Raw genomic sequence first — 26137 nt, 5'->3', positions numbered from 1 at the left:
CGTTGTTTCAGCGTCAGCCCTTCATGACCTGCGCCAGCAGCTCGTAGGAGTGCACCCGATCGGCATGTTCGTACAGGTCGCAGGTGAAAATCAGCTCGTCTGCCTGGGTCTGCTCAATCAATACGTCCAGCTTGGCGCGGATTTTCTGCGGGCTGCCAACCATTGCCAGCCCCAGGAAATCATGGACCGCGTCTTTCTCATGGGGCAGCCACAGGCCATCCATGGTTTTCACCGGCGGACGTTGCACCAGGCTTTGGCCACGCATCAACGCGAGGATGCGCTGATAGACCGACGTTGCCAGATACTCGGCCTGCTCGTCGGTATCAGCCGCTACCAGTGGAACGCCAAGCATCACGTAAGGCTTATCCAATACCGCTGAAGGCTTGAAGTGATTGCGGTAGACGCGAATCGCCTCATGCATGAAACGCGGTGCGAAATGGGAAGCGAAGGCGTAGGGCAAACCGCGCTCACCCGCCAGTTGTGCACTGAACAGGCTCGAACCCAGCAACCAGACCGGGACATTGGTGCCGGTGCCCGGCATTGCGATGATCCGTTGATCCGGCGTGCGTGGGCCGAGGTAGCGCATCAGCTCCGCCACATCTTCAGGGAAATCGTCGGCGCTGCCGGAGCGCTCACGGCGCAGGGCGCGGGCGGTCATCTGATCGGAACCGGGGGCGCGTCCCAGGCCGAGGTCGATCCGGCCCGGATAAAGGCTTTCGAGGGTGCCAAACTGCTCGGCGATCACCAGCGGCGCGTGGTTGGGCAACATCACGCCACCCGAGCCGACCCGAATGGTGGACGTGCCGCCAGCCAGATAGCCAAGCAACACCGAGGTCGCCGAACTGGCGATGCCGTCCATGTTGTGGTGCTCCGCCACCCAGAAACGGTTGTAGCCGAATTTTTCGACGTGCTGCGCCAGGTCCAGAGAGTTACGCAGCGACTGGGCTGCGCTGCCATTCTCGCGCACAGGCACCAGATCAAGGGTCGAGAATTTGATATCGGACAGTTGTTTCATAAACCTGCTTCTCCAAATTGAGGACGCAGGTTTTTTCTTGAAAACGAAAACCTGCCGAATCCATAAGCGTGTTTCATGCAATGAGGGCATATACCCGAGTTTCAATAGCCAAGGCAAAAAATCCTACGAAAACGGTAGGATTAATGAGATCAGGTGAACTTTGCACCACCGTCTATCCTCAGAACCCTAGCAACCGAAAACCACGAAGGCGCGACGCTTCGCGCCGGATCCTGAGGAGGCAGACATGGCTATTACCAAGAAAGCATCAGCGCATTGGGAAGGTGATCTGAAAACCGGCATCGGCTCGATTTCCACGGAAACCGGTGTTCTCAGAGAAGCGCCCTACGGCTTCAAGGCTCGTTTCGAGGGCGGTAAAGGCACTAATCCGGAAGAGCTGATCGGCGCGGCCCACGCCGGTTGTTTCTCCATGGCATTTTCGATGATTCTCGGCGATGCCGGTCTCAAGGCTGACAGCATCGATACCAATGCCGAGGTCACACTGGACCAAGTGGACGGCGGGTTCGCGATCACGGCGGTGAAATTGATCCTCAAGGCAAAAATCCCTGGCGCGACTCAAGCGCAGTTCGAGGAGCTCAGCAATAAAGCCAAAGAAGGCTGCCCGGTCTCCAAAGTGTTGAATGCGAAGATCAGTCTGGATGCCACACTGGTCAATTAGATCCGCGTTGTCGCGATAAGTGATCGCAGCCTTCCACAGGCTGCGATTTTTTTGCGTTGAAACAAAACGCGGCTGGCGTGACTGTGGTCGAATAAATGACAGCAGCGAAAACGCATCAACCTGCGTGCTGCCTCAAAGGAGCTTCAACCATGAAACGTTTTGCCTTGGTGGTTATCTGTTGCGCGCTGGCCACATCAGCCCTCGCGGCACCGAAATCCTGTGAAGAACTCAAGGCCGAGATCGAAGCCAAGATCCAGGCCAATAACGTCTCGTCCTACACGCTGGAAATCGTCACCAACGACGAAGTGCACGATCAGAATATGGTCGTTGGCTCGTGCGAAGGCGGCACGAAGAAAATCATTTACCAGAAGAACGACCGCTGATCCGCCTCACATGAGGCAATAGGACTCTCGGTCTTCAGCGACGATTTCCCGCTTGGCGTTGTACAACCGAGCGCCGGGGGTGAACGCTATCGAACGGCCTTCCAGCACATAACGCTGGCCTGCTTCGAAATGATCGTAGTTGATGGTCAGGTAGCACAACCGTTCCGAGGGACCGTTCATCACGCCCAAGCCCCCGCCACCGGGCACTTCAAAGTCGAAACGAACGATCAGCTCATGGCTGCCGGGCGTCACCTGGAAGTAACGCCCATCGCGCAATCGCTGCTTGTCCAGTCGTTCCGCCATCAGCAACTTATCGTTGGGGAAAGGCGTCGAGAACTCGACCCAGGCCATCTGTGGATTGACCGCCGGCAGCGGGCTCTGGCAACCGGCGATGGCGCCTGCCGCGAGCAATAGCAACAACCTGCGCATGATGAATGTCCCGAGGATTGGTCATTCAGCATAACGCTGATCAAGTGCGTTGGCAGCCTGCCGGTGTGCCCTGGCCTATCACTTTTCGCTGTTGGTCATAGAGCTTGGCCCACGGCCGAAAACCGATATTCCCTGCTTGCAGCTGATATTTCTCACCGGCGTTGAAGCTGTTGAATTTCACATTCAGTTGGCAATCGCGCCACAGCGGCTCGGCGTCAGGCCCGATGTTGCTCGGCTCGACCGGGAATTGATAACGCACCGTCAACTCATGGCTGCCGGGCTGAACCTCGAAATAGCGCTTGTCGGTGGAGGCCTTGTCATCGACTTCCAGCGCCTGCAGCGCGGTGTCTTGTTGCTGTGTATGGAGATCGATCCACGCTTGGGCGGGATCAGGGTGGGGCAATCCGAATCCTGCACAGCCTGTCAGCATCAACAGGCCTCCCGTCAGCATCATCTTGCGCATAGCGGAGCTCCAGTCAGGCGGGATAGTCTTGCGGGCAGACTCTCCAGGGATGATTTTATTTTGATCAGGCCGCTTCCAAGCCTTGGGTTACTTGATCGCGTTTTGCGCGTTTTGTTTCCGGGTGTGTTGCTTTTGTTGCTCAATGGTTGCGCCAGCGTCAGCTATTACGGCCAATTGGCCAGTGGTCAGTTGAAACTGCTGCGGGCTCGGGAACCGGTTTCCGACGTGATTGCCAATCCTGCTCGGGATCAGAAGCTTCGTGCGCATCTGACCCAGTCGCAGAAGGCACGAACGTTCGCCAGCCAGCAGCTGCATCTGCCGGATAACCAGAGCTACCGTTTGTACGCTGACATTGGCCGACCGTTCGTAGTCTGGAATGTGTTTGCCACGCCGGAATTTTCCCTCACACCACAAAACCATTGTTTCCCCGTCGCCGGTTGCGTGGCCTATCGCGGCTATTACAACCAGAGCGCGGCCCGTGGCGAGGCAGCATTGCTGCGACTGCAAGGTATGGACGTGTCGATCGGCGGTGTCGAGGCTTATTCGACGCTCGGCTGGTTCAACGATCCGATCATCAGTTCGATGATGGGTTGGGGGGATGAACGGTTGGCGACCTTGATCTTCCATGAGTTGGCGCACCAGCGCTTTTATGTGAAGGACGACACTGAATTCAACGAGTCTTTCGCCACTTTTGTGGAGCAGGAAGGCACTCGGCAATGGCGTGCGCATCGCGGGTTGGCGCCGGACAGTGGCGCCCTGGCGCAGCGGCGGGATCAGTTTATTCAACTGGTTCTGGACACTCGCACGCGACTGGAAAAGCTATACGCTCAGCCGCTCGCCACCGAGCTGATGCGTCAACGCAAAGCCGCTGAGTTTGAGCGGTTACGCGTTGAATACCGGCAGTTGCGCGACAGCCAATGGTCTGGGGACAAACGTTATGACGCCTGGATCAACGCGCCGATGAATAACGCCCGATTGCTGCCGTTTGGTTTGTACGACCAGTGGGTGCCGGCGTTTGCGGCGTTGTTCCGGCAGACGGGTGGGGATTGGGTGAACTTTTATACGGCGGTGGAAACGCTTGGCGCATTGCCCGTAGGTGGGCGGAAGGCGGCATTGAAAGCATTAGCGGAATCGAACATTTCCGGCGATTGAACGGGCCTCTTCGCGGGCAAGCCTTGCTCCTACGGGACAGATACCGATCCGTAGTAGCGAGGCTTGCCCGCGAAAGCGCCCTCAAAAGGTCACAACCAAATCGCATCCCACAGCGGATAATTCCCTACCTTCTCAACCAAACCCGCACGCAACGGGTTAGCGACGATGTAGCGAGCAACCGCCTGCAAGTCCTCTTCCTTTCGAATGGCGCGATCGTGATAGCCGTGTTGCCAAACCGGACCTTGACGGCCAATTGAACGATTAAGCGTCACTGCAATGCGTGATTTAGTCCGAGCCATCAACTTGGGTAGCTGAGTATTTTGTAGCTCGATCAACCAATGGAAATGATCGGGCATGACGACCCAGGCTAAAGATTTCGCCAACTCTTCTCCCTCAGCCGTTCTAAAAGCGTCGACTACCAAGCGCCCATTGTTGAAGTCGCGGAACAACGGCTCTCGATTCAAAAGTACCGCCGTTAGTAGGTAAATCTGGCCGGACTCCGAATATCGTCCCGTGCGCAATCGGTGAGCGTGTTTTAACTCCGGCAATGATGATCCTCCTTGATCGTGGCCTTAGTCTTCAGGCTAGGACGATAAGAAGGGATTTGAGTGAGAACTGTTGATCAGGATGTGTATGGGAGGACGCCTTCGCGGGCAAGCCTCGCTCCTACAAGTTCGGTGTTTCCCTGTAGGAGCGAGGCTTGCCCGCGAAAGCGATCTGACTAACGCTGCAAAAACGCCTGATGCATCTCATCCAGCGTTTCGAAGTGATACGTCGGCGCTTCTGCGCTCAACTCTTCATGGCTGCCAAAACCATAACCCACCGCCGCAGCATCCAGGCCGTTGCTGCGCGCGCCGATGAGGTCGTGTTTGCGGTCGCCTATCATCAGGGTGCTGGCCGGGTCCAGGTTTTCTTCGGCCATCAAGTGGGCTATCAGCTCGACCTTGTTGGTCCGCGTGCCATCCAGCTCGCTGCCGTAAATGACTTTGAAGTGTTTGGCGAAGTCGAAGTGCCGGGCGATTTCCCGGGCGAAGATCCACGGCTTGGAAGTCGCGATGTACAGCTGGCGCCCTTGCCCGCCGAGGGTTTCCAGCAGCGGCGTAACGCCATCGAACACGCGGTTTTCATACAGGCCGGTGACCTTGAAGCGCTCGCGATAGAAATTCACCGCCTCCCAGGCCTTGGGTTCGTCGAAGTCGTAGAACTGCATGAACGCCTGTAGCAACGGCGGGCCGATGAAGTGTTCCAGTTTGGTCAGGTCGGGTTCTTCGATCCCCAGTTTGCCCAGGGCGAACTGGATCGAGCGGGTGATGCCCTCGCGCGGGTCGGTCAGGGTGCCATCGAGGTCGAACAATACGGTTGGGTAATGCATGTTGAATCCTGAATAAGGGCGCAGGGTCAGAGCTGGTCGTAGCCTTCAGCCAGATGCAGATCCTTGAGCTTCACGTAGTTCGCCGCGCTGTAGGTGAAAAAGGCTTTTTCCTTCTCAGTCAACGGACGTATCTGCCTCACCGGGCTGCCCACATACAGGAAACCGCTTTCCAGGTGCTTGCCCGGTGGCACCAGGCTGCCGGCGCCGATGATCACATCGTCCTCGACCACAGCGCCGTCCATGACGATACTGCCCATGCCAATCAGCACCCGGCTGCCCACGCTGCACCCGTGAAGCATGACTTTGTGCGCGATGGTCACATCGTCGCCGATCAAACACGCAAAGCCATCAGGATTGAACGGCCCGGCGTGGGTGATGTGCAGCACGCAGCCATCCTGAACGCTGGTGCGCGCGCCAATACGGATGCGGTGCATGTCGCCGCGGATCACCGTCAGCGGCCAAACGGAGCTGTCATCGCCGATTTCGACGTCGCCGATCACCACGGCCGAGCTGTCGACAAAAGCGCCTTTGCCCAGCAGTGGCGTGTGGTTCTGATACTTGCGAAGGGTCACGATAGGGTTTCTCTCTGTTGCCGATAGCTGCGGTGAGCGTCGATTGTAATTAAGATGGCCGCATGTTTCTTCCAGCCAAGGTGCCAACCGTGAGCGTGAACAACCCTCTTCTGCAGTCCTACGACCTGCCGCCGTTCTCGGCAATCCGTGCCGAACACGTGCAACCGGCCATTGAACAGATCCTGGCTGACAACCGCGCCGCGATTATCGAGATCCTCAAAACCCAGGGCAAACAACCGACCTGGGCCGGCCTGGTGCTGGCGATGGACGAACTCAACGATCGCCTGGGCGCTGCCTGGAGCCCGGTCAGCCACCTGAATGCCGTGTGCAACAGCGCCGAATTGCGCGAAGCCTACGAATCCTGCCTGCCCGCCCTGAGTGCCTACTCTACCGAGCTGGGCCAGAACCGCGAATTGTTCGAGGCCTTCGAAGCCCTGGCCAGCAGTCCGGAAGCCGCCGGTTTCGACGTGGCGCAGAAAACCATCCTGGAACACTCCCTGCGTGACTTCCGTCTGTCGGGTATTGATCTGCCAGAAGCCGAGCAACAGCGTTACGCCGAGGTGCAAAGCAAATTGTCGGAGCTGGGCAGCCGCTTTTCCAACCAGTTGCTCGATGCGACTCAGGCCTGGACCAAGCACGTTACCGACGAAGCCGCCCTCGCCGGCCTGACCGATTCCGCCAAGGCGCAAATGGCCGCCGCAGCCCAGGCCAAGGGTCTGGAAGGTTTCCTGATCACCCTGGAATTCCCGAGCTACTACGCGGTGATGACCTACGCCCACGACCGTGCCCTGCGCGAGGAAGTCTACGCCGCCTACTGCACCCGTGCGTCGGACCAGGGTCCGAATGCCAGTCAGAACGATAACGGCCCGGTGATGGAAGAAATCCTCGACCTGCGTCAGGAGCTGGCAAAACTCTTGGGCTTCGGCAGCTTCTCGGAGCTGAGTCTGGCCACCAAAATGGCTGAATCCAGTGATCAGGTGCTGAGTTTCCTGCGCGATCTGGCCAAGCGCAGCAAGCCGTTCGCCGCCCGGGATCTGGAACAGCTCAAGGCCTACGCCGCCGAACAAGGCTGCCCGGACCTGCAAAGCTGGGACAGCGGTTTCTACGGTGAAAAACTCCGCGAACAACGTTACAGCGTTGCCCAGGAAGCCCTGCGCGCCTATTTCCCGATTGATAAAGTGTTGAGCGGTCTGTTCGCCATCGTTCAACGTCTGTACGGCATCGAAATCGCCGAGCAGAAAGGCTTCGACACCTGGCACCCTGACGTTCGCCTGTTCGAAATCAAGGAAAACGGCCAGCATGTCGGCCGCTTCTTCTTCGACCTCTATGCCCGCGCCAACAAGCGCGGCGGCGCCTGGATGGACGGCGCCCGCGACCGTCGCCGCACCGCTGAAGGGTCACTGCAAAATCCGGTCGCCAATCTGGTGTGCAACTTCACCCCGGCCGACAGCGGCAAGCCTGCGCTACTGACCCACGACGAAGTGACCACCCTGTTCCACGAATTCGGTCACGGCCTGCATCACCTGCTGACCCGCGTCGAACACGCGGGTGTGTCCGGCATCAATGGCGTGGCGTGGGATGCGGTCGAGCTGCCAAGTCAGTTCATGGAAAACTGGTGCTGGGAGCCGGAAGGTCTGGCGCTGATTTCCGGTCATTACGAAACCGGTGAGCCACTGCCCCAGGATCTGCTGGAAAAAATGCTCGCGGCGAAGAACTTCCAGTCCGGCCTGATGATGGTGCGCCAGCTGGAATTCTCGTTGTTCGACTTCGAACTGCATGCCACCCACGGCGATGGCCGCAGCGTGCTGCAAGTGCTCGAAGGCGTGCGCGACGAGGTCTCGGTCATGCGCCCGCCGGCTTACAACCGCTTCCCGAACAGCTTCGCCCACATCTTCGCTGGCGGCTACGCGGCGGGTTACTACAGCTACAAATGGGCCGAAGTGCTGTCCGCCGACGCGTTCTCGAAGTTCGAAGAAGACGGCGTGCTCAATGCCGAAACCGGTCGCGCATTCCGCGAAGCGATCCTGGCCCGCGGCGGTTCTCAGGAGCCGATGGTGCTGTTCGTCGACTTCCGTGGCCGTGCCCCGTCGATTGACGCACTCTTGCGCCACAGCGGCCTGAGTGAGGTCGCAGCAGCATGAGTGAGGGACCTGTGAAGACGAAAAAGCGTTTCATCGCCGGGGCGGTTTGCCCGGCGTGCAGCGAGCCGGACAAGTTGATGATGTGGAACGAAGACGAAGTCCCGCACCGCGAGTGCGTGGCTTGCGGGTATTCGGACACGTTGAATGAACAAGGCCTGTCCGTACCCAAGGAATTGGGTACGCGGGTCAATATTTCAGCGCTGAAGGTGCCGGACGCCAAGGTTCAGGCCGTACAGTTTTTCCCGAACCCGAAGCTGAAGAAAAAGCCTGACGAACAGCACTGAGTTCAGTGATCACTTCCCACAGCGCAATGCCGTGGGAGGTGCTGATTACTCGACATGGGCGGACTTGAACCAGTTTTTCATCGAGCACGCGGCGAACGGGCTCGTGCTGCACTCCCCGTTGGCCAGCGCAGTGCGCAGCTTCTCGGCATCGGCCTGCATCATGTAATGAACCCCGTCCCTGAAGTGGGTGCTGTCACCAAAGCCACCTTGAGTCATCTCGTTCAGGGCATCTTCCTTGCTCCATCCCTGCACGACCACCCGGTACATGGCGGCCATCAGGCCAGTCCGGTCCGAGCCGTGTTTGCAGTGCATCAGCACCGGGCCTTTGGCTTCGGCACTCTGAATGGCACGAAGGGCCGCGAGGACTTGCGCATCATCCACGTGATTGGTGCGGTAGGGCAGTTGAACCTGTTCAATACCGGGCGTGGCCAGCCAGCTTGAATCGGACTCGGGCAGGAAGTTGATCACAGTGGCGACCTTGAGTTTTGCCAGCAAGGGAACGGCTCCGCGGTCGGGTAATGCGCTGCGGTAGAGCGTCGGGGACATCTGGAAAAGGTTGTACTGGACCTCGACCGGTTGAGCCCACTCCGCAGGACGGGGCACGATTGTCTCGTCAGCGTGAGCGAACGTCAGGTTGAACAGTGCAACCAGCGACAGACATATCGCAGGGATAATACGTGGGGACATGCTCGGCGACCGTATTGAGAGGCGGGGTGACGACGCCAGATTGAGCCCACAACAGTCAAAGGCCTGTGAGCCGTCTGTCAAAGAATCGTGATGGGGCCAATTTTTATCCGATATTTAACACCAGAGATAATCCCATTTGTTACTTACAAACAAGCCTGCATGAATCTTCACAGGCTCAGTGATAAAACAGGCTTATGGGTTGACGATACTGGAATAAGCTTTCGCCAGAGCCAGCAGTTTTTCCTTGTCATCACTGTCAATATCGCCGTCACCGTCCACATCACTTTTGACTATATTGATGTTGAAAGAACGACCGCCATCAACCGAGGTTGCAGTCATATAGACGGAATCCACCAGGGCCTCGGTCTGCGCTTCGTTTGCGGCATCCCAACCCAATTCCTTCCGGGCAAGCTGCATTGAAACGAGCGTGTTTGGTTCCGAAGGGCTTGGCTGCATAAGTTGTAAAAAAATACCGCGCTGATTAAAAAACGACATTTATAAATTCCATTTAAAGAGTTAATACACGAAACTTCGTGCGAGACGAATACTACTTATCAAGTTAGCTTCCAAGCTATTCACTATATGTTTCCCGGAATGTCACTAAATTGCACTTGTCGATCAACTCCATTGCAAAGAAGTTTCCTGCCTTGTCGGAGTGCCGAACGGCACTGGCCGGCTCGCTCAACCTCCGATACTGTATGTACATACAGCAACGAGTATCGATCGATGAGCACTCCCTTGCCACCCCGCGGCCGCGGCACCGTCACCAACCCGCACAACCGCTTCGCCCCCAACCGCTCGGTGGCGGAGGACGATGGCTGGTATCAGGAAGCGCCGATGACTCAGGGCACCGAGGTGCGCATCGAGACCGCGAAAACCATCATTACCCGCAACAACTCGCCAGACCTGCCCTTCGATCGTTCGATCAACCCCTATCGCGGCTGCGAGCACGGCTGCATTTATTGCTATGCACGACCCAGCCACGCTTATTGGGACATGTCACCGGGGCTGGATTTCGAAACAAAACTGATTGCCAAGACCAATGCCGCCGATGTGCTGGAGGAGCAACTGTCCAAACGCGGCTATCAATGCGCACCGATCAACCTGGGCTCCAACACCGATCCATACCAACCCATCGAGCGCGAACACAAGATCACCCGCAAAACCCTGGAAGTGCTGCTGCGTTACCGTCACCCGGTGACGATCATCACCAAGGGCTCGCTGATTCTGCGCGACCTGGACCTGCTGGCTGAACTCGCCGAACAACGGCTGGTAGCGGTGATGATCAGCCTCACCACCCTGGACGATGAACTCAAGCGCATCCTCGAACCCCGAGCCGCTGCGCCCAAGGCCCGTCTACGGGCAATCCGTGTGATGCGTGAAGCCGGGATTCCGGTGGGTGTGCTGTGTTCACCGATGATTCCGATGATCAACGACAGCGAGCTCGAAAGCCTGCTGACCGAGGCGCAGGCGGCCGGCGCACAAAGTGCGGCCTACATGATGCTGCGCCTGCCACTGGAAGTGGCGCCGTTGTTCGAGGAATGGCTGGCGGCCCACTATCCTCAACGTGCCACTCATGTGTTGAGCCTGATCCGCCAAAGCCGCGGCGGTGAGCTCTACGACAGTCGGTTTGGCAGCCGGATGCGTGGCGAAGGTCCATTTGCCGACCTGCTGGCACAACGATTTGCCAAAACCATCAAACGCCTGGGGCTCAATCGACGGGAAGGTTTCAATCTGGATTGCGAAGCCTTTTGTCCGCCGGGTCGCCAGATGTCGTTGATTTGAGGACAATTGGCCTATGGTTGAGTAATAGGAAGCGTGCGACATAATTAGGCTGGTCACATTTTTTGTAACCTGTAACACACGTTCTAGAGCAGTTGATTCAGTTTGAGTTAAGTTTCGGCAGCTACCTTGTTCATCGAGTGACTGACGGGTCGAGATTTCTCGCCCGGATGTTTTTTAAACAGCCACTGGCTTCACACCGGAAAAACGGGAAAATTCCCTGACTTCGCCAATGAGGATGAATTCATGAGTGACAAGGATAAACAGCCGTTGGCTGCGTCGGCTTCAGCCCAACCGGAGGCGGAAACCGCCGATGCAGCGCTGCAGCATATCGTTGACGGCTTTTTGCATTTTCATCACGAAGTTTTTCCGCAGCAGGAAGAACTGTTCAAAAAACTCGCCACGGCCCAAAGCCCCAGAGCGATGTTCATTGCGTGCGCCGATTCGCGCATCGTTCCTGAACTGATCACCCAAAGCGCCCCCGGCGACCTGTTCGTAACCCGTAACGTCGGTAACGTTGTGCCGCCTTATGGGCAAATGAACGGCGGCGTTTCCACCGCCATCGAATACGCCGTGCTCGCGCTCGGCGTGCAGCACATTATCATCTGCGGACACTCCGACTGCGGCGCCATGCGCGCGGTGCTCAACCCGCAGAGCCTGGAGAAAATGCCAACGGTCAAAGCCTGGTTGCGTCATGCCGAGGTGGCGAAAACCATGGTCCAGGAAAACTGCCACTGCGCCGATGAAAACGAAAGCATGCACATCCTCACCGAAGAGAATGTAATCGCCCAGTTACAGCATTTGCGCACGCACCCGTCGGTGGCCTCGCGCATGGCCAACGGTCAGCTATTTATCCATGGCTGGGTCTACAGCATCGAAACCAGCGAAATCAAAGCTTACGACGCGGATCAGGGTTGTTTCCTGCCCCTCGATGGCAGCCATCCGATTCCGGTGGCGACGCCCAAAGCGCGCTTCTAAATCCTCCTAAATCATTGTGTGGTTTTTAGCCGAGGCTGCTGATCAAGCAGCCTGGCTTTGCCATGCCTGAAGAAAACTTCGGGAGTATCACCATGCGTGCTGCGCAACTTAAAGCTGTTCTGCCACGGGAGCTGCTCGCTTCAGTGGTTGTGTTTCTGGTCGCCCTGCCCTTGTGCATGGGCATCGCCATCGCTTCGGGATTACCACCGGCCAAAGGCCTGATCACCGGCATCATCGGTGGTCTGGTCGTGGGTTGGCTCGCGGGTTCGCCCCTGCAAGTCAGCGGTCCGGCGGCGGGTCTGGCCGTTCTGGTGTTCGAACTGGTGCGCCAGCACGGCATCGCCATGCTCGGGCCGATTCTGCTGCTGGCGGGTTTTCTGCAATTGGTCGCCGGACGTTTGAAACTGGGCTGCTGGTTTCGGGTAACGGCACCGGCGGTGGTTTACGGCATGCTCGCCGGGATTGGCGTGCTGATCGTATTGTCACAGGTGCATGTGATGCTCGACGCCGTGTCCAAACCGTCGGGGCTGGATAACCTGGCGGCCTTTCCGGCTGCCGTGGCGCAAGCCTTGCCTTCTTTTGGTTGGCAGGCCGGCCTGCTCGGGCTCGCAACCATAGCGGTGATGTACCTGTGGGAAAAACTCCGCCCGCATTCCCTGCGCTTCATTCCGGGAGCGCTCCTGGGTGTAGGCCTGGCGACTGTCGCCAGCCTGATGCTCGCCTTGCAGGTCAAACGTGTGGAAGTCCCGGCCAATCTGGCGGAAGCCATCGACTGGCTGAAACCGGCGGACTTGCTCAATCTCGCCGACCCGACCTTGCTGATCGCCGCCTTCGCTGTCGCTTTCATCGCCAGTGCCGAAACCTTGCTGTCTGCCGCTGCGGTGGACCGCATGCACAGCGGTCAACGCTCGGACTTCGACCGGGAACTCTCGGCGCAAGGCGTCGGCAACATGCTCTGCGGCCTGCTCGGTGCGTTGCCCATGACCGGTGTGATCGTGCGCAGCTCGGCCAACGTGCAGGCTGGCGCCACCACGCGACTGTCGGCGATATTCCATGGCCTTTGGCTGCTGGCGTTCGTGTTGCTGCTGTCGAGCGTGCTGCAAAGCATTCCGGTGGCAAGCTTGGCGGGTGTGCTGGTTTACACCGGTTTCAAGCTGGTCGACCTCAAGGCCTTCCGCGGTCTGGGCCGTTATGGCCGGATGCCGATGTTCACCTACGCCGCGACGGCGCTGACGATTGTCTTCACCGACTTGTTGACCGGCGTACTGATAGGCTTCGGCCTGACCCTGGCCAAACTGGCGTGGAAAGCCTCGCGGTTGAAGATCAGCCTGATCGATCTGCCCAGGGACGGCGAAATGGAGTTGCGATTGATCGGGGCTGCGACCTTTCTCAAGGTGCCGGCGTTGACTCAGGTGTTGGGGACCATTCCGGCCGGTGCGACGGTGCATGTGCCGCTCAATAACCTGAGCTACATCGACCACTCGTGCCTGGAGTTGCTTGAGGAATGGGGTCGGGCCAATGCGGCCAAGGGTTCGACGCTGTTGATTGAAGCGCGGGGGTTGAAGCGCAGGCTGGAAGGGCGGTTGCGGACCACCACCGGCGTAGGTTCAGCCGGCTGAACCTTGTAGGAGCCGGCTTGCTGGCGATGAACGATGATGCGGTGTGTCAGGTATACCGCGTCATCATTCATCGCCAGCAAGCCGGCTCCTACAGGGGGTTATGCGGCGGGCTGATCCAGCTCCAGCCCTACGCCCAACCGGCGTGACATGCACGGCCAGCGCTTCCACGCAGCGCCGGTATCCGGGCTGCTGAGCTTCTCGCGGTAGGCTTCCACCGACTCCAGCGCAAAGCTTTCGTCGTCGAGCATCTCATCCACGGCGTGATGCACCGCCTCATCCAGTTGGTTAGCAAATTCCTCACCGATCAGTTGGTGAGCAATCAGGTTGGCGACAGTCATGTCCAAGGGGATCAGTGGCTGGCCAAAGTGCTTGATGTACAGGTCGTTGACCTCTTCGACAAACCGGTGCGCCAGATAGGCTTCGTCCAGCAGGCTGTCGAGCCCGATGTGACCCGCCATAAGCGCCGGCGGCTGAAGGAAGTACTGTTCGGCGATTGTCAGCACCGGTTTGATCTGTGACTCGATACCCGCTTCCCTGGCGACTTCATTGGCTGCATCCAGCAGATCAGGCACTTCATCGATATAGGCGGCGACAAAACGCGTCAGCACGCCATTGGCATCCGCCTCCGGCAATTGGATCGACGGATGTAAATGAGGCAGTTTGCTTTCCAGCTGACGCGTCAACAGGCCGGTCTCGGCCTCGTGTTGTTGGGCTTTTTGGATCTGCTCGCGTAATGCGGCGGTGTTCATGAAAACTCCAGGAAACAAAGGCAATGAAATAGGGAAGACATAACTTAGCTGGCATATGAAAAAGGCTAAGACGCATTTGTCATAATTATTTCATCCTTGAGACATCACAGTTATATCGATTTGCCACCACTCGTCCGCATCCTTCTCCATTCGGGACCTTGAACGCAAGTCCCAGCTGTTTCAGATCATTTACGCAGTCACGTTGCGAGGTGGCAGTCGCTGTCTATACTCGGGTGGGAATGGAGTTAGCTGATGACGCCCGACTGCACACGCAGCAAGGCCCGGCGATTCAAGTTCGTAGTCTGAAATGCCGCTCCCTTGCCGCAGGTGAAAGCCGGCGGGATAAAAAGAACGATAAGGGGAACCCGCAATGATGCGACATCCACACGTCTGGATGGGCCTCCTGTTGTGGTCGATTTTCGGTCAGGTGCAAGCCGCCTGGACTGTGAATATGGCGCCGGGAGCGACTGAAATCAGTCACGCAGTATTTGACCTGCACATGACCATTTTCTGGATCTGTGTAGTGATCGGCATCATCGTCTTCGGCGCCATGTTCTGGTCGATGATCCTCCACCGTCGCTCAACCGGGCAGGTGGCCGCAAAATTTCATGAAAGCACCACCGTCGAAATCCTCTGGACCATCGTGCCCTTCGTGATCCTGGTGGCCATGGCGGTCCCCGCGACGGCGACCCTGATCAAGATGTACGACGCCAGTGAGCCGGATATCGATATCCAGGTCACGGGCTATCAGTGGAAGTGGCACTACAAATACCTGGGCCAGGACGTTGAGTTCTTCAGCAACATGGCCACCCCCGCCGATCAGATCCACAACAAGGAAACGAAGGGCGAGCACTATCTGCTTGAGGTCGACAAGCCACTGGTGCTGCCGATTGGCGCCAAGGTGCGCTTCCTGGTGACCTCCGCCGACGTTATCCACTCCTGGTGGGTGCCGGCCTTCGCGGTCAAGCGCGATGCGATTCCGGGATTCGTCAATGAAGCCTGGACCCGCGTCGACAAGCCTGGCCTCTACCGTGGGCAGTGCGCCGAATTGTGCGGCAAGGACCACGGCTTCATGCCGATCGTGGTCGAGGTCAAGGAAAAGGCCGATTACGAAAAATGGCTGGGTGAGCGCAAGGCCGAGGCCATGCAGCTCAAAGAGCTGACCAGCAAGGAATGGACCCTCGACGAGCTTAAAGAGCGTGGCGACAAGGTCTATCACACCACTTGCGTGGCCTGTCACCAGGCCGAAGGCCAGGGCTTGCCGCCGATGTTCCCGGCGCTCAAGGGCTCGAAAATCGCCACCGGTCCAATCAAGGATCACTTGGGCATTGTCTTCCACGGCAAGCCCGGCACCTCGATGGCGGCGTTCGGCAAGCAGCTCTCGGAAGTCGATATCGCGGCGGTCGTGACCTACGAACGCAACGCCTGGGGCAACAACAAAGGCGACATGGTCACTCCTAAAGAAGTGCTGGAGCTGAAACAGGCGGAAAGCAAATGACCCGGTCCATTGCGTGCACCAGGAACCGGTCGGGGCAATGCGCCCCGGCCCGCCCAGCCCATCTGTTTGCAGGAGACAGGACATGACTGCTGTAATCGATGACCATGTTCAGACCCACACCGATCACGCCCACGGCCCGGCCAAAGGCCTGATGCGCTGGGTACTGACCACCAACCACAAGGATATCGGCACGCTGTACCTGTGGTTTGCGTTCTCCATGTTCCTCTTGGGCGGTACGTTCGCGATGGTGATTCGCGCCGAACTGTTCCAGCCGGGGCTGCAGATCGTCCAGCCGGAATTTTTCAACCAGATGACCACCATGCACGGTCTGGTGATGGTGTTCGGTGCGGTGATGCCGGCGTTCGTCGGCCTCGCCAACTGGATGATCCCGTTGATGATCGGCGCGCCGGACATGGCCCTGCCGCGGATGAACAACTTCAGCTTCTGGCTGCTGCCAGCGGCGTTCATCCTGCTGGTGTCGACCCTGTTCACCCCCGGCGGCGGACCGAACTTCGGCTGGACGTTCTACGCCCCGCTGTCGACGACCTACGCGCCGGAAAGCGTGACGTTCTTCATCTTCGCCATCCACTTGATGGGGATCAGTTCAATCATGGGCGCGATCAACGTGATCGCGACCATCCTCAACTTGCGCGCGCCCGGCATGACGCTGATGAAAATGCCGCTGTTCGTCTGGACCTGGCTGATCACTGCGTTCCTGCTGATTGCGGTGATGCCGGTGCTGGCCGGTTGCGTGACGATGATGCTGATGGACATCCACTTCGGCACCAGCTTCTTCAGTGCCGCCGGTGGCGGTGACCCGGTGTTGTTCCAGCATGTGTTCTGGTTCTTCGGTCACCCAGAGGTGTACATCATGATCCTGCCGGCCTTCGGTGCCGTCAGCTCGATCATTCCGGCCTTTTCGCGCAAGCCACTGTTTGGCTACACCTCGATGGTCTATGCCACGGCGAGTATCGCGTTCCTGTCGTTCATCGTCTGGGCGCACCACATGTTCGTGGTCGGCATTCCGCTGGTGGGCGAGCTGTTCTTCATGTACGCCACGCTGCTGATCGCGGTGCCCACCGGAGTGAAGGTGTTCAACTGGGCGAGCACCATGTGGCAAGGCTCACTGACCTTCGAGACGCCGATGCTGTTCGCGGTGGCGTTCGTGATCCTGTTCTCCATTGGCGGGTTCTCAGGGTTGATGCTGGCCATCGCCCCGGCAGACTTCCAGTACCAGGACACCTACTTCGTGGTCGCGCATTTCCACTACGTGCTGGTGCCAGGGGCAATCTTCGGGATCTTCGCGTCGGCCTACTACTGGCTGCCGAAATGGACCGGCCACATGTACGACGAAACCCTCGGCAAGCTGCACTTCTGGCTCTCGTTCATCGGCATGAACATGGCGTTTTTCCCGATGCACTTCGTGGGGCTGGCGGGTATGCCGCGGCGGATTCCGGACTACAACCTGCAATTCGCCGACTTCAACATGGTGTCGTCGATCGGCGCATTCATGTTCGGCGCCACGCAGATCTTCTTCCTGTTCATCGTGATCAAGACCATCCGCGGCGGCCCGCCAGCACCGGCCAAACCGTGGGATGGAGCGGAAGGCCTGGAATGGAGCATCCCGTCACCGGCGCCGTATCACACGTTCACCACGCCGCCGGAAGTGAAATGAACACTGCAATCGGCGACGCCTTTGTGGCGAGGGGGTTTACCCCCGTTCGGCTGCGAAGCAGTCGTAAAACCAGCGCCTGCGGTATGCCTGACACATCACGGTCACAGGTTTTGGGGCCGCTTCGCGACCCAACGGGGGTAAACCCCCTCGCCACAGGGTTTTGTGTAGAGGCTCGCTGTCATGGCTGACTCGATTTCGATGAAGAAGCTGGTCACCCGCCTGTTGCTGGTGGTGGTGGCGATGTTTATTTTCGGGTTTGCCCTGGTGCCGATCTACGACGTGATGTGCAAGGCGTTCGGCATCAATGGCAAGACCGCCGGGCAGTATGAAGGCGAGCAAACCGTCGATACTTCGCGGCAGGTACGCGTGCAGTTTCTGTCGACCAACTCTGCTGACATGTCCTGGGATTTCTACCCCAAGAGCGACGAACTGACGGCCAACCCTGGCGCAGTGAACGAGATGATCTTCATCGCGCACAACCCGACTGACAAGCCAATGAGCGCGCAAGCGGTGCCGAGCATCGCGCCGAGCAACGCGGCGGCGTATTTCCACAAGACCGAATGTTTCTGCTTTACCCAGCAAGTGCTGCAGCCCGGTCAACGGATCGAGATGCCGGTACGTTTCATCGTTGACCGTGACATGCCCAAGGATGTGAAGCACCTGACGCTGTCCTACACGCTGTTCGATATCACCGCCCGACATCCACCGGTGGCTGTAAATACCGGCGGCTGAGCGTGCCCGATAAGGAGAACAATAAATGGCAACTCATGAACATTATTACGTACCGGCCCAGAGCAAGTGGCCGATCATCGCCACGGTCGGCATGTTCGTCACCGTGTTCGGCCTGGCGACCTGGTTCAACGATCTGAAAGCGGCGCGGCCGGAATCCCACGGCCCGCTGATCTTTTTCGTCGGCGGCCTGCTGCTGGCGTACATGCTGTTCGGCTGGTTCGGTACGGTGATCAAGGAAAGTCGTCAGGGGTTATATAGCGCCCAGATGGATCGCTCGTTTCGCTGGGGCATGAGCTGGTTCATCTTCTCGGAGGTGATGTTCTTTATCGCCTTCTTCGGTGCCCTGTTTTATGTGCGGCAGGTCTCCGGTCCGGCGCTCGGTGGTGAAGGCGCCAAGGGTCTTGCCCACATGCTCTGGCCGAACTTCGAATTTGTCTGGCCCTTGCTGAACAACCCCGACTCGAAACTGTTTCCGCCGCCGAAGGAAGTCATCAGCCCCTGGGGCCTGCCGCTGCTCAATACCGTGCTGCTGGTGAGCTCCAGCGTCACCATTACCATCGCCCACCACGCGTTGAAAAAAGGCCATCGCGGCGCGCTGAAAATCTGGCTGGCGATCACCGTGTTGCTGGGTTGTGCCTTCCTCGGCTTCCAGGCCGAAGAGTACCTGCACGCCTACCACGAACTGGGCCTGACCCTGGGCTCGGGCATCTACGGCGCGACCTTTTTCATGCTCACCGGTTTCCACGGCGCCCACGTGACCATGGGCACCATCATTCTGTTCGTGATGCTGATGCGGGTCATGCGCGGGCACTTCGACAACGACCATCAGTTCGGTTTCGAGGCGGCCAGTTGGTATTGGCACTTCGTGGACGTGGTGTGGATCGGGCTGTTCGTTTTCGTCTATGTGCTTTAGAGCAGCTTCGAGCTTCAAGCTTCAAGCTTCGAGCTTCAAGCTTGTAGCTACCACGGAACGTGGGACACCAGCTGGCCGCTGAAAAAACCCCAGGCGATCAAGCCGACGGTGATGGCGGCCAGGGCAACACGAACACTCAAGGCAATGACGAGGCGGTTCGAGCTGCTGTCGTCCTTGACCAGAAAAAACAGGCCGCTGAACAGGCTGACAACCGTGGCAATCAGCATCAGGACGATGGCTGCTTTGAGCATGGTGGGACTCCGGGGGAAAGGCGATGCACTTGAGTATAGCTATCGCGACTACCGACTTTCTGGCGACGCCATGAAGCGCTTTCGGCCGGGCATCGTGCCGACGCTGGTGGTCGCCATCTTGCTGCCGCTGCTGGTGTCGCTCGGCTTCTGGCAACTGAGCCGGGGGGCGGAGAAAAGCGCACTGCTGCACACCTACGCCGAGCGCCGCGCCGCCGCATCGATGGCCAGCACCGAACTGCAACACACCGAGGACCCGGCCTTTCGCCGGGTTCGCCTGCACGGCCAGTTCGATGCGGCGCACAGCTTGTTGCTGGATAACCGTCAGCGCGACGGCAAGGTTGGCGTCGAGCTGCTGCAACCGTTTCAGGATCAGGCGACCGGACTGTGGCTGCTGGTCAATCGCGGCTGGCTGCCTTGGCCGGACCGGCGCACACCGCCGCAATTCACCACGCCGACTCGGGCATTGAGCCTTGACGCCTGGGTCTACGTTTCACCCGGCGCGACCTTTCAACTGCAGGCCGATCCGAGCACTAAAACCTGGCCTCGGTTAGTGACTGCCGTCGAGCCTTCAAAGCTCTGGACGGCGCTGGACCGTGAAGGTTTTGCCTACGAATTACGCGCAGAAACCGGCCCCGCGTCCTACCAGGCCGATTGGCCGGTGGTGGCCACGGGGCCGGAAAAACACATCGCTTATGCCGTGCAGTGGTTCGCCATGTCGATCGTCCTGCTCGGCCTTTTTCTCTACCTCGGCTGGCACAACGCAAAGGAGAAACACCATGGGAGCGGCCATGAATCCACCCAGCACGTCTGAGGCGAAAACGCCGACGAACCGGCGCAAGGGGCGCTTGCAGTTGCTGCTGATCCTGCTTGGGGTGATCGGTCCGATGATCCTCGCCACCGGCATGTACAAATTGCAGTTCTGGGTGCCGGAAGGTCGCAGCTATCACGGCGAGCTGATCGGCAACGGCAAGACCCGCGTCGACCTCGGCGTGCAGGCGCAGGAGGATCGCTGGCAATTGCTGGTCACGGCGCCCAAGGAGTGCTCGGTCGACTGCCAACAATTGGTGTACTTGGCGCGGCAAGTCCAGATCGGCCTCGGCCGCGATGCCGGTCGCGCCAGTCACGCCATCGCCACCGCGCAGCCGCTGAACAGCGATTACGAGACTAAACTTCAACGCGAGTACCCGCAGCTGCAGCGTTATTCACTGGACCTGCCGACCTACACCAAAGGCGCTCAGAGCAATGACACGCCGCACCTGTGGATCATCGACCCCCACGGCAATCTGGTGCTGCGCTACGACCCGTCGATCAAGGGCAAGGAGCTGCTCAACGACCTGCGCCATCTGCTGAAACTGTCGAACATCGGATAAGGGCATCGTCATGGCCAAACCTGGATTTCGCCTCGCGCTGTTTGCCACCTTGCTGGCACTGATAGTGGTGTTGCTCGGCGCCTACACTCGCCTGACCCACGCCGGCCTCGGCTGCCCGGACTGGCCGGGCTGCTACGGTTTTATCAGCGTGCCGAAAAGCGAAGCCCAGCTGGCCCATGCCGAACTGCATTTTCCCGACGCTCCTGTCGAAGCCCACAAGGGCTGGAACGAAATGGTCCACCGCTACTTCGCCGGCACGCTGGGATTGTTGATTTCGGTACTGGCCGGGCGCGCCTGGGTGCATCGTCGGCATCCGGGGCAACCGGTGAAGCTGCCGTTGTTCCTGTTGGCGGTGGTGATTGCCCAAGCGGCGTTCGGCATGTGGACGGTGACGCTCAAGCTCTGGCCGCAAGTGGTGACCGGGCATTTGCTCGGTGGTTTTGCCACGCTGAGCCTGTTGTTTCTGCTGACCTTGCGCTTGTCCGGCGTGCTGCCGGCGCTGACAGTGCCTCGGCGTTTGCAGTACTGGGCGACGGCCGGGTTGCTGCTGGTGATCCTGCAAATCGCCCTTGGTGGCTGGGTCAGTTCCAACTACGCAGCGGTGGCCTGCATCGACTTCCCGACCTGTCATGGGCAATGGCTACCCCCGGCGGACTTCGCCAACGGCTTTCACCTGACCCAACACATCGGCCCCAATTACCTGGGCGGGCAGCTCGACAGCGATGCTCGCACGGCGATTCACCTGACTCACCGCATCGGCGCATTGCTGGTCACGCTGGTGCTGCTCGGTCTGGCGTGGCAACTCAAAGTCGTCGGCATGACGCGCCTGGCGGGGCTGGTGCTGATTGCTCTCGCCGCACAGATCACCCTCGGCATCAGCAACGTGCTGTTTCACCTGCCGCTGCCGGTGGCCGTCGCGCATAACGCCGGCGGCGCAGCGCTGCTGCTGACGATGGTGCTGGTCAATTACCACGCCCGGACCAGTCTGGTTCGGATCAAACAACCGACACGCTGGCGCTTCAGCCCGCGCAAACATTCAGCCGGGCCCATAACAATAAAAGGAGAGATGCCATGGCGACTCTGATCGGCGCACGTCACAGCCAGGCGATCTGGCGTGACTACCTGGAGCTGACCAAGCCGAAAGTGGTGGTGCTGATGCTCATCACCTCGCTGGTCGGCATGTTCCTCGCGACCCGCGCCGGGGTGCCGTGGACGGTGCTGGTGTTCGGCAATCTGGGGATTGCGTTGTGTGCCGGCGGGGCGGCGGCGGTCAACCATGTAGTGGACCGGCGGATCGATGCGGTGATGGCGCGCACCCATAAGCGCCCCTTGGCCGAAGGCCGGGTTTCACCGACGGCTGCGCTGACGTTCGCATTGGTGCTGGCGGTGTTGGGGCAGGCGTTGTTGCTGGCGTTCACCAATCCACTGACGGCGTGGCTGACCCTGGCTTCCCTGCTCGGTTATGCCGTGGTCTATACCGGTTTCCTCAAACGCGCGACGCCGCAGAACATCGTCATCGGCGGCCTGGCCGGTGCCGCCCCGCCGCTGCTCGGCTGGACCGCGGCCACCGGTCACGTCAGCGCCGAACCGCTGCTGCTGGTGCTGATCATCTTCGCCTGGACCCCGCCGCATTTCTGGGCGCTGGCGATCCATCGCAAAGAGGAATACGCCAAGGCTGATATTCCGATGCTGCCGGTGACCCACGGCGAGCACTACACCAAAATTCACATCCTGCTTTACACCTTCGCGTTGCTGGCCGTCAGCCTGATGCCGTACGTGATTCACATGAGCGGCGTCCTCTACCTGATTTGCGCCGTCGGACTGGGTGCGAGGTTTCTGCAATGGGCCGTCGTGCTGTACCGTGGCACTCGGCCGCACGCGGCGATCAACACGTTCAAGTACTCTATCTGGTACTTGTTCCTGCTGTTTATCGCGCTGCTCGTAGACCACTACCTACTGTTGAACCTATGACTCGAACCCAGAAAACCGTCTTCATCCTCGTCGCCCTGATCGCGCTGGTCCTGGGCCTGACCATCAACAAAGTGCTGTCGGGCAAAGGCCAGGGTGACCCAACGGCACTGATCGACGCCGGGATCATCCTGTTGCCGCAAAGCCGTAACCTGCCGGACGTGACGATGACCGATCAGGACGGCAAACCGGTGGCGGTCAATGCGTTGAAAGACAAGTGGTCGTTGCTGTTCTTCGGCTACACCTTCTGCCCGGACATCTGCCCGACCACCCTCGCCCAGCTGCGCCAGATCAAGAGCGAACTGCCGCCAGAAGCTGTGGATAAATTGCAGATCATCCTGGTGAGCGTCGATCCGAACCGCGATACCCCCAAGCAGCTCAAGCAATACCTGGGTTACTTCGATCCGCAGTTTCAGGGGCTGACGGCGGCCTCGGTCGAGGACATTCAGAAGCTGGCCAACGCGGTGAGCATTCCGTTCATTCCGGCGGACACCAGCAAGCCGAATTACACGGTTGATCACAGCGGCAACCTGGCGGTGATCGGGCCGGACGGGACACAGCGCGGGTTTATTCGGGCGCCGTTGAACAACGCCAAGTTGGTGGCGCAGTTGCCGGTGATGCTTAACCGCAAATAAGCGACACGCTTCTCTGTAGGAGCACAGCTTGCTGGCGATGGCGTCCGTGAGATCGCCATCGCCAGCAAGCTGTGCTCCTACAGGAACTGTGTTTCAGGCATAAAAAATGGGGCGCATTCAATGCGCCCCATTTTTCGTTACCGCTTCAAATCAGAACGCCGGCACCACCGCGCCTTTGTACTTCTCGAGAATGAAGGCTTTCACTTCCGGGCTGTGCAGCGCGGCAACCAGCTTCTTCATGTCTTCGCTGTCCTTGTCGTCCGGACGGGCAACGAGGATGTTCACGTACGGCGAGTCGCTGCCTTCGATGACCAGAGCATCCTTGGCCGGATCAAGCTTGGCTTCCAGCGCGTAGTTGGTGTTGATCAGCGCCAGGTCGACCTGGGTCAGCACGCGCGGGAGGGTCGCGGCTTCCAGTTCGCGGAATTTCAGGTCCTTGGAATTCTCGGTGATGTCCTTGACGGTCGACAGGATATTGTTCGAATCCTTCAACTTGATCAGGCCAGCCTTCGCCAGCAGCAACAGCGCGCGGCCGCCGTTGGTGGCGTCGTTCGGGATCACTACGTTGGCGCCGCCCGGCAGTTCGGTCAGCGCTTTGTACTTGCTGGAGTAAGCGCCCAGCGGTTCCAGGTGCACACCGGCCACGGAAACCAGGTTGGTGCCCTTGGCCTTGTTGAACTCATCGAGGTACGGCTGGTGCTGGAAGAAGTTGGCATCCAGGCGTTTCTCGGCCACTTGCACGTTCGGCTGGATGTAGTCGGTGAAGACTTTGACTTTCAGATCCACGCCTTCCTTGGCCAGGGCCGGTTTAACGAATTCGAGGATTTCTGCGTGCGGGACTGGGGAGGCCGCAACGGTCAGGGTGTCGGCGTGGGCGGAAAATGCTGCAACAGCAGCAAACGCGACGAGTAGTTTTTTCATTCAGCTAACTCCTTGTGAGGCGCATGGCGCCTGCCAGCGAATGGCCGGCTCATGACTTATTTACGCGAGAAGTGTACGACCAGCTTATCGCCAACGGTTTGCAGCACTTGAACCAGGACCAGCAGCAATACCACGGTGACGACCATCACATCGGTCTGGAAACGCTGGTAACCAAAACGGATCGCCAGGTCACCCAGACCACCCGCGCCCACCACACCGGCCATCGCCGTGTAGGACACCAGTGTAATAGCTGTCACCGTAATCGCCGCGAAGATGCCCGGGCGGGCTTCTGGCAGCAAGGCATTGGTGATGATCTGACGTGTCGTCGCGCCCATGGCCTGTGTCGCTTCGATGATGCCGCGATCCACTTCACGCAGGGCGGTTTCCACCAGTCGCGCGAAGAACGGCGTGGCACCCACCACCAGCGGAGGAATTGCACCGGCAACACCTAGTGAAGTGCCGGTGATCAACACGGTGAACGGAATCATCACGATCAGCAAAATGATGAAGGGCAGCGAACGCAGAATGTTCACCACCAGCGACAACATCGCGTATACACCCTTGGCTTCCAGCAACTGACGCGGGCTGCAAAGGAACAACAGCACGCCAAGCGGAAGGCCCAGCAGCACGGTGAACAACAGCGAACCACCGAGCATCAGCAGGGTATCGCCAGTGGCCAGCCAGATTTCGAACCAGTCGATATTGGCGAAGAAACTTGTCAGGGCTTCCATCAGCGCAGCACCTCCATGTGGACATCAGCCGCGGTGAAGCGGGCAAACGCCGCGTCCATGTCGCCGCCGGTGACCGCCAGGGTCAATTGCCCGTAGGGGATGTCTTTGATGCGGTCGATACGACCGGCCAGGATGCTGTAGTCCACGCCCGTTTCCCGAGCGACAGTCCCCAGCAATGGCGCGTAGGTCGCTTCGCCCTGGAAGGTCAGACGCACGATACGGCCCGGCACGTGAGCAAAATCGTCGCGCTGTTCGCTTTCGTCGACCTGCTCGTCTTCCTGCACGAAACGCTTGGTAGTCGGGTGCTTGGGATGCAGGAACACCTCGGTCACCGAGCCTTGCTCGACAATCACACCCGCGTCCATGACCGCAACCTGGTCACAGACGCGACGGATCACATCCATCTCGTGGGTGATCAGGACGATGGTCAGCTTCAGCTCGCGATTGATCTCGGCCAGCAATTGCAGGACCGACGCCGTGGTCTGCGGGTCCAGGGCGCTGGTGGCTTCATCGCACAGCAGGATTTTCGGCTTGGTCGCCAGCGCGCGGGCAATGCCGACGCGCTGCTTTTGGCCGCCGGACAACTGCGCCGGGTACTTTTTCGCGTGGTCGGACAAGCCAACCCGCGCCAGCAACTCGGCCACACGCTGGTCGATCTCACTGCGCGACAGTTCGCCCGCGAGGGTCAGCGGCAACGCGACGTTGTCGGCAACGGTCTTGGACGCCAGCAGGTTGAAGTGCTGGAAAATCATCCCGACCTGCTGACGGAAACGGCGCAGGCTGTTGGCGTCGAGCGCCGTGATTTCTTCGTCGTCGACGATGATCTTGCCGCCACTGGAGTTCTCCAGGCGATTGATCAGACGCAGCAGGGTACTTTTTCCCGCACCGGAATGACCGATCAGGCCGAAGACCTGACCGTTCTCAATCGTCAGACTGGTCGGGTGCAGGGCGGGAATATCCTTACCGGCGACGCGGTAGGTTTTGTGGACGTTTTGAAACTCGATCACGTAGCGAACCTTGTGGGGCGCGTTAGAAAGGGATCAGCGGTTAGCCGGGCGCGCATTTTAGCCTGTCCGTATAGAGGTTATTAGCATTTATTCCGCATTCAACCTTTCATTTGGCAATAACGCGATCAAAGGTC

30 protein-coding genes are annotated in these 26137 nt (G+C 59.0%); 17 read left to right on the top strand and 13 right to left on the bottom strand.

The window, feature by feature from the left end; genetic code table 11:
- Positions 1-13: 13 nt before the first annotated feature.
- Complete coding sequence (locus ACA066_RS00460; protein WP_497697692.1) at positions 14-1015, bottom strand: LLM class flavin-dependent oxidoreductase; 1002 nt, start codon at positions 1013-1015, stop codon at positions 14-16.
- A gap of 244 nt (positions 1016-1259) precedes the next feature.
- Here ACA066_RS00460 and ACA066_RS00455 point away from each other — a divergent pair, with 244 nt between their 5' ends.
- The gene (locus tag ACA066_RS00455) at positions 1260-1691 is read left to right on the top strand and encodes an OsmC family protein (RefSeq protein ID WP_497332283.1); all 432 of its coding nucleotides are present in this window, start codon (positions 1260-1262) and stop codon (positions 1689-1691) included.
- 149 nt (positions 1692-1840) lie between these two features.
- On the top strand, positions 1841-2074 hold the full coding sequence (locus ACA066_RS00450; RefSeq protein ID WP_497697691.1) for a DUF1161 domain-containing protein: 234 nt from the start codon (positions 1841-1843) through the stop codon (positions 2072-2074).
- 6 nt (positions 2075-2080) lie between these two features.
- On the opposite strand, the gene ACA066_RS00445 is transcribed toward ACA066_RS00450, so the two are convergent.
- Entirely contained in the window at positions 2081-2503 is a 423-nt protein-coding gene (locus tag ACA066_RS00445) for a PA0061/PA0062 family lipoprotein (RefSeq protein WP_497697690.1), read from the bottom strand.
- A gap of 40 nt (positions 2504-2543) precedes the next feature.
- On the bottom strand, positions 2544-2966 hold the full coding sequence (locus ACA066_RS00440) for a PA0061/PA0062 family lipoprotein (protein ID WP_497697689.1): 423 nt from the start codon (positions 2964-2966) through the stop codon (positions 2544-2546).
- 60 nt (positions 2967-3026) lie between these two features.
- Between ACA066_RS00440 and ACA066_RS00435 the strand changes: the two genes are divergently transcribed.
- The gene (locus ACA066_RS00435; protein WP_497697688.1) at positions 3027-4118 is read left to right on the top strand and encodes an aminopeptidase; all 1092 of its coding nucleotides are present in this window, start codon (positions 3027-3029) and stop codon (positions 4116-4118) included.
- An 89-nt stretch (positions 4119-4207) separates the two neighbouring features.
- Here ACA066_RS00435 and ACA066_RS00430 read toward each other — a convergent pair whose 3' ends face one another.
- The 3 genes from ACA066_RS00430 to ACA066_RS00420 all read right to left on the bottom strand — a co-directional run bounded on the left by ACA066_RS00430 (position 4208) and on the right by ACA066_RS00420 (position 6062).
- On the bottom strand, positions 4208-4666 hold the full coding sequence (locus ACA066_RS00430; protein ID WP_497697687.1) for an REP-associated tyrosine transposase: 459 nt from the start codon (positions 4664-4666) through the stop codon (positions 4208-4210).
- A gap of 173 nt (positions 4667-4839) precedes the next feature.
- Positions 4840-5490 (bottom strand): HAD family hydrolase, encoded by a 651-nt coding sequence (locus tag ACA066_RS00425; protein WP_497697686.1) that lies wholly within the window; start codon positions 5488-5490, stop codon positions 4840-4842.
- A 26-nt stretch (positions 5491-5516) separates the two neighbouring features.
- Entirely contained in the window at positions 5517-6062 is a 546-nt protein-coding gene (locus ACA066_RS00420) for a gamma carbonic anhydrase family protein (RefSeq protein WP_497697685.1), read from the bottom strand.
- 89 nt (positions 6063-6151) lie between these two features.
- Here ACA066_RS00420 and prlC point away from each other — a divergent pair, with 89 nt between their 5' ends.
- Together prlC and ACA066_RS00410 are read left to right on the top strand one after the other, a co-directional pair.
- Positions 6152-8203, top strand: coding sequence for an oligopeptidase A (gene prlC, locus ACA066_RS00415; protein ID WP_497697684.1), 2052 nt, complete (start codon positions 6152-6154; stop codon positions 8201-8203).
- Positions 8200-8487: a YheV family putative zinc ribbon protein gene (locus ACA066_RS00410; protein ID WP_095126748.1), complete on the top strand. Its 288-nt coding sequence runs from the start codon at positions 8200-8202 to the stop codon at positions 8485-8487. Before prlC ends, ACA066_RS00410 begins: the two co-directional genes overlap by 4 nt.
- 45 nt (positions 8488-8532) lie before the next feature.
- Here ACA066_RS00410 and ACA066_RS00405 read toward each other — a convergent pair whose 3' ends face one another.
- Together ACA066_RS00405 and ACA066_RS00400 are read right to left on the bottom strand one after the other, a co-directional pair.
- The gene (locus ACA066_RS00405; RefSeq protein WP_497697683.1) at positions 8533-9174 is read right to left on the bottom strand and encodes a phosphatase domain-containing protein; all 642 of its coding nucleotides are present in this window, start codon (positions 9172-9174) and stop codon (positions 8533-8535) included.
- 192 nt (positions 9175-9366) lie between these two features.
- The gene (locus ACA066_RS00400; RefSeq protein ID WP_497697682.1) at positions 9367-9669 is read right to left on the bottom strand and encodes a hypothetical protein; all 303 of its coding nucleotides are present in this window, start codon (positions 9667-9669) and stop codon (positions 9367-9369) included.
- 231 nt (positions 9670-9900) lie between these two features.
- On the opposite strand from ACA066_RS00400, the gene ACA066_RS00395 reads away from it, so the two are divergent.
- The 3 genes from ACA066_RS00395 to ACA066_RS00385 all read left to right on the top strand — a co-directional run bounded on the left by ACA066_RS00395 (position 9901) and on the right by ACA066_RS00385 (position 13553).
- The gene (locus tag ACA066_RS00395) at positions 9901-10959 is read left to right on the top strand and encodes a PA0069 family radical SAM protein (RefSeq protein WP_497697681.1); all 1059 of its coding nucleotides are present in this window, start codon (positions 9901-9903) and stop codon (positions 10957-10959) included.
- A 243-nt stretch (positions 10960-11202) separates the two neighbouring features.
- Positions 11203-11934, top strand: a complete 732-nt coding sequence (locus ACA066_RS00390) for a carbonic anhydrase (protein WP_027926126.1) — start codon at positions 11203-11205, stop codon at positions 11932-11934.
- Positions 11935-12026: 92 nt separating this feature from the next.
- Positions 12027-13553 carry a SulP family inorganic anion transporter gene (locus ACA066_RS00385; protein ID WP_497697680.1) on the top strand — a complete coding sequence of 509 codons (1527 nt, stop codon included), beginning with the start codon at positions 12027-12029 and terminating at the stop codon, positions 13551-13553.
- A 98-nt stretch (positions 13554-13651) separates the two neighbouring features.
- Here the strand turns inward: ACA066_RS00385 and ACA066_RS00380 are convergent, their stop codons facing one another.
- Positions 13652-14302, bottom strand: coding sequence for a hypothetical protein (locus ACA066_RS00380; RefSeq protein ID WP_497697679.1), 651 nt, complete (start codon positions 14300-14302; stop codon positions 13652-13654).
- A gap of 370 nt (positions 14303-14672) precedes the next feature.
- Here ACA066_RS00380 and coxB point away from each other — a divergent pair, with 370 nt between their 5' ends.
- The 4 genes from coxB to ACA066_RS00360 all read left to right on the top strand — a co-directional run bounded on the left by coxB (position 14673) and on the right by ACA066_RS00360 (position 19120).
- Positions 14673-15800, top strand: coding sequence for a cytochrome c oxidase subunit II (gene coxB / locus ACA066_RS00375; protein WP_497697678.1), 1128 nt, complete (start codon positions 14673-14675; stop codon positions 15798-15800).
- Between the two features lie 82 nt (positions 15801-15882).
- Positions 15883-17475, top strand: a complete 1593-nt coding sequence (gene ctaD / locus ACA066_RS00370; RefSeq protein WP_497697677.1) for a cytochrome c oxidase subunit I — start codon at positions 15883-15885, stop codon at positions 17473-17475.
- Between the two features lie 180 nt (positions 17476-17655).
- Positions 17656-18207: a cytochrome c oxidase assembly protein gene (locus ACA066_RS00365; RefSeq protein WP_214380049.1), complete on the top strand. Its 552-nt coding sequence runs from the start codon at positions 17656-17658 to the stop codon at positions 18205-18207.
- A 25-nt stretch (positions 18208-18232) separates the two neighbouring features.
- Positions 18233-19120 carry a cytochrome c oxidase subunit 3 gene (locus ACA066_RS00360; protein WP_497697676.1) on the top strand — a complete coding sequence of 296 codons (888 nt, stop codon included), beginning with the start codon at positions 18233-18235 and terminating at the stop codon, positions 19118-19120.
- A 47-nt stretch (positions 19121-19167) separates the two neighbouring features.
- Here ACA066_RS00360 and ACA066_RS00355 read toward each other — a convergent pair whose 3' ends face one another.
- The gene (locus ACA066_RS00355; protein WP_008152470.1) at positions 19168-19371 is read right to left on the bottom strand and encodes a twin transmembrane helix small protein; all 204 of its coding nucleotides are present in this window, start codon (positions 19369-19371) and stop codon (positions 19168-19170) included.
- 70 nt (positions 19372-19441) lie between these two features.
- Here ACA066_RS00355 and ACA066_RS00350 point away from each other — a divergent pair, with 70 nt between their 5' ends.
- From ACA066_RS00350 to ACA066_RS00330, 5 genes are read left to right on the top strand one after another with little or no spacing between them, the layout of a single operon-like run.
- Complete coding sequence (locus ACA066_RS00350; protein WP_497697675.1) at positions 19442-20182, top strand: SURF1 family protein; 741 nt, start codon at positions 19442-19444, stop codon at positions 20180-20182.
- A complete protein-coding gene (locus ACA066_RS00345; RefSeq protein WP_497697674.1) occupies positions 20148-20741 on the top strand; it encodes a PA_0111/PP_0108 family redox-active disulfide protein in 594 nt (197 codons plus the stop codon). Before ACA066_RS00350 ends, ACA066_RS00345 begins: the two co-directional genes overlap by 35 nt.
- Positions 20742-20751: 10 nt before the next feature.
- Positions 20752-21825, top strand: a complete 1074-nt coding sequence (locus tag ACA066_RS00340) for a COX15/CtaA family protein (RefSeq protein ID WP_497697673.1) — start codon at positions 20752-20754, stop codon at positions 21823-21825.
- Positions 21813-22712 carry a heme o synthase gene (cyoE, locus tag ACA066_RS00335; protein ID WP_084317506.1) on the top strand — a complete coding sequence of 300 codons (900 nt, stop codon included), beginning with the start codon at positions 21813-21815 and terminating at the stop codon, positions 22710-22712. Before ACA066_RS00340 ends, cyoE begins: the two co-directional genes overlap by 13 nt.
- Positions 22709-23344 carry an SCO family protein gene (locus tag ACA066_RS00330; protein WP_017341770.1) on the top strand — a complete coding sequence of 212 codons (636 nt, stop codon included), beginning with the start codon at positions 22709-22711 and terminating at the stop codon, positions 23342-23344. Before cyoE ends, ACA066_RS00330 begins: the two co-directional genes overlap by 4 nt.
- Before the next feature lie 150 nt (positions 23345-23494).
- Here ACA066_RS00330 and ACA066_RS00325 read toward each other — a convergent pair whose 3' ends face one another.
- Genes ACA066_RS00325 through ACA066_RS00315 form a run of 3 tightly spaced genes read right to left on the bottom strand, consistent with a single transcriptional unit; the run spans position 23495 to position 26003 of the window.
- The gene (locus ACA066_RS00325; RefSeq protein WP_497697672.1) at positions 23495-24265 is read right to left on the bottom strand and encodes a MetQ/NlpA family ABC transporter substrate-binding protein; all 771 of its coding nucleotides are present in this window, start codon (positions 24263-24265) and stop codon (positions 23495-23497) included.
- Positions 24266-24321: 56 nt separating this feature from the next.
- Positions 24322-24996, bottom strand: coding sequence for a methionine ABC transporter permease (locus tag ACA066_RS00320; RefSeq protein ID WP_008002212.1), 675 nt, complete (start codon positions 24994-24996; stop codon positions 24322-24324).
- A complete protein-coding gene (locus ACA066_RS00315) occupies positions 24996-26003 on the bottom strand; it encodes a methionine ABC transporter ATP-binding protein (protein ID WP_497697671.1) in 1008 nt (335 codons plus the stop codon). The genes ACA066_RS00320 and ACA066_RS00315 overlap by 1 nt, the downstream gene beginning before the upstream one ends.
- Positions 26004-26137: the final 134 nt, after the last annotated feature.

The organism is Pseudomonas sp. LBUM1651, assembly GCF_059716135.1.
Note: the sequence above shows the minus strand (reverse complement) of the source record. Positions and strands in the feature narration are given on the sequence as shown.

Coding starts and splice junctions, on each gene's coding strand:
- ACA066_RS00425 (WP_497697686.1), bottom strand. CDS start 5,490: ATGCATTACCCAACCGTATTGTTCGACCTCGATGGCACCCTGACCGAC.
- ACA066_RS00455 (WP_497332283.1), top strand. CDS start 1,260: ATGGCTATTACCAAGAAAGCATCAGCGCATTGGGAAGGTGATCTGAAA.
- ACA066_RS00350 (WP_497697675.1), top strand. CDS start 19,442: ATGAAGCGCTTTCGGCCGGGCATCGTGCCGACGCTGGTGGTCGCCATC.
- ACA066_RS00355 (WP_008152470.1), bottom strand. CDS start 19,371: ATGCTCAAAGCAGCCATCGTCCTGATGCTGATTGCCACGGTTGTCAGC.
- ACA066_RS00330 (WP_017341770.1), top strand. CDS start 22,709: ATGACTCGAACCCAGAAAACCGTCTTCATCCTCGTCGCCCTGATCGCG.
- ACA066_RS00400 (WP_497697682.1), bottom strand. CDS start 9,669: ATGTCGTTTTTTAATCAGCGCGGTATTTTTTTACAACTTATGCAGCCA.
- ACA066_RS00450 (WP_497697691.1), top strand. CDS start 1,841: ATGAAACGTTTTGCCTTGGTGGTTATCTGTTGCGCGCTGGCCACATCA.
- ACA066_RS00345 (WP_497697674.1), top strand. CDS start 20,148: ATGGGAGCGGCCATGAATCCACCCAGCACGTCTGAGGCGAAAACGCCG.
- ACA066_RS00390 (WP_027926126.1), top strand. CDS start 11,203: ATGAGTGACAAGGATAAACAGCCGTTGGCTGCGTCGGCTTCAGCCCAA.
- ACA066_RS00445 (WP_497697690.1), bottom strand. CDS start 2,503: ATGCGCAGGTTGTTGCTATTGCTCGCGGCAGGCGCCATCGCCGGTTGC.
- ACA066_RS00410 (WP_095126748.1), top strand. CDS start 8,200: ATGAGTGAGGGACCTGTGAAGACGAAAAAGCGTTTCATCGCCGGGGCG.
- ACA066_RS00395 (WP_497697681.1), top strand. CDS start 9,901: ATGAGCACTCCCTTGCCACCCCGCGGCCGCGGCACCGTCACCAACCCG.
- ACA066_RS00365 (WP_214380049.1), top strand. CDS start 17,656: ATGGCTGACTCGATTTCGATGAAGAAGCTGGTCACCCGCCTGTTGCTG.
- ACA066_RS00380 (WP_497697679.1), bottom strand. CDS start 14,302: ATGAACACCGCCGCATTACGCGAGCAGATCCAAAAAGCCCAACAACAC.
- cyoE (WP_084317506.1), top strand. CDS start 21,813: ATGGCGACTCTGATCGGCGCACGTCACAGCCAGGCGATCTGGCGTGAC.
- ACA066_RS00385 (WP_497697680.1), top strand. CDS start 12,027: ATGCGTGCTGCGCAACTTAAAGCTGTTCTGCCACGGGAGCTGCTCGCT.
- ctaD (WP_497697677.1), top strand. CDS start 15,883: ATGACTGCTGTAATCGATGACCATGTTCAGACCCACACCGATCACGCC.
- ACA066_RS00340 (WP_497697673.1), top strand. CDS start 20,752: ATGGCCAAACCTGGATTTCGCCTCGCGCTGTTTGCCACCTTGCTGGCA.
- ACA066_RS00320 (WP_008002212.1), bottom strand. CDS start 24,996: ATGGAAGCCCTGACAAGTTTCTTCGCCAATATCGACTGGTTCGAAATC.
- ACA066_RS00360 (WP_497697676.1), top strand. CDS start 18,233: ATGGCAACTCATGAACATTATTACGTACCGGCCCAGAGCAAGTGGCCG.
- coxB (WP_497697678.1), top strand. CDS start 14,673: ATGATGCGACATCCACACGTCTGGATGGGCCTCCTGTTGTGGTCGATT.
- ACA066_RS00325 (WP_497697672.1), bottom strand. CDS start 24,265: ATGAAAAAACTACTCGTCGCGTTTGCTGCTGTTGCAGCATTTTCCGCC.
- ACA066_RS00460 (WP_497697692.1), bottom strand. CDS start 1,015: ATGAAACAACTGTCCGATATCAAATTCTCGACCCTTGATCTGGTGCCT.
- ACA066_RS00440 (WP_497697689.1), bottom strand. CDS start 2,966: ATGCGCAAGATGATGCTGACGGGAGGCCTGTTGATGCTGACAGGCTGT.
- ACA066_RS00405 (WP_497697683.1), bottom strand. CDS start 9,174: ATGTCCCCACGTATTATCCCTGCGATATGTCTGTCGCTGGTTGCACTG.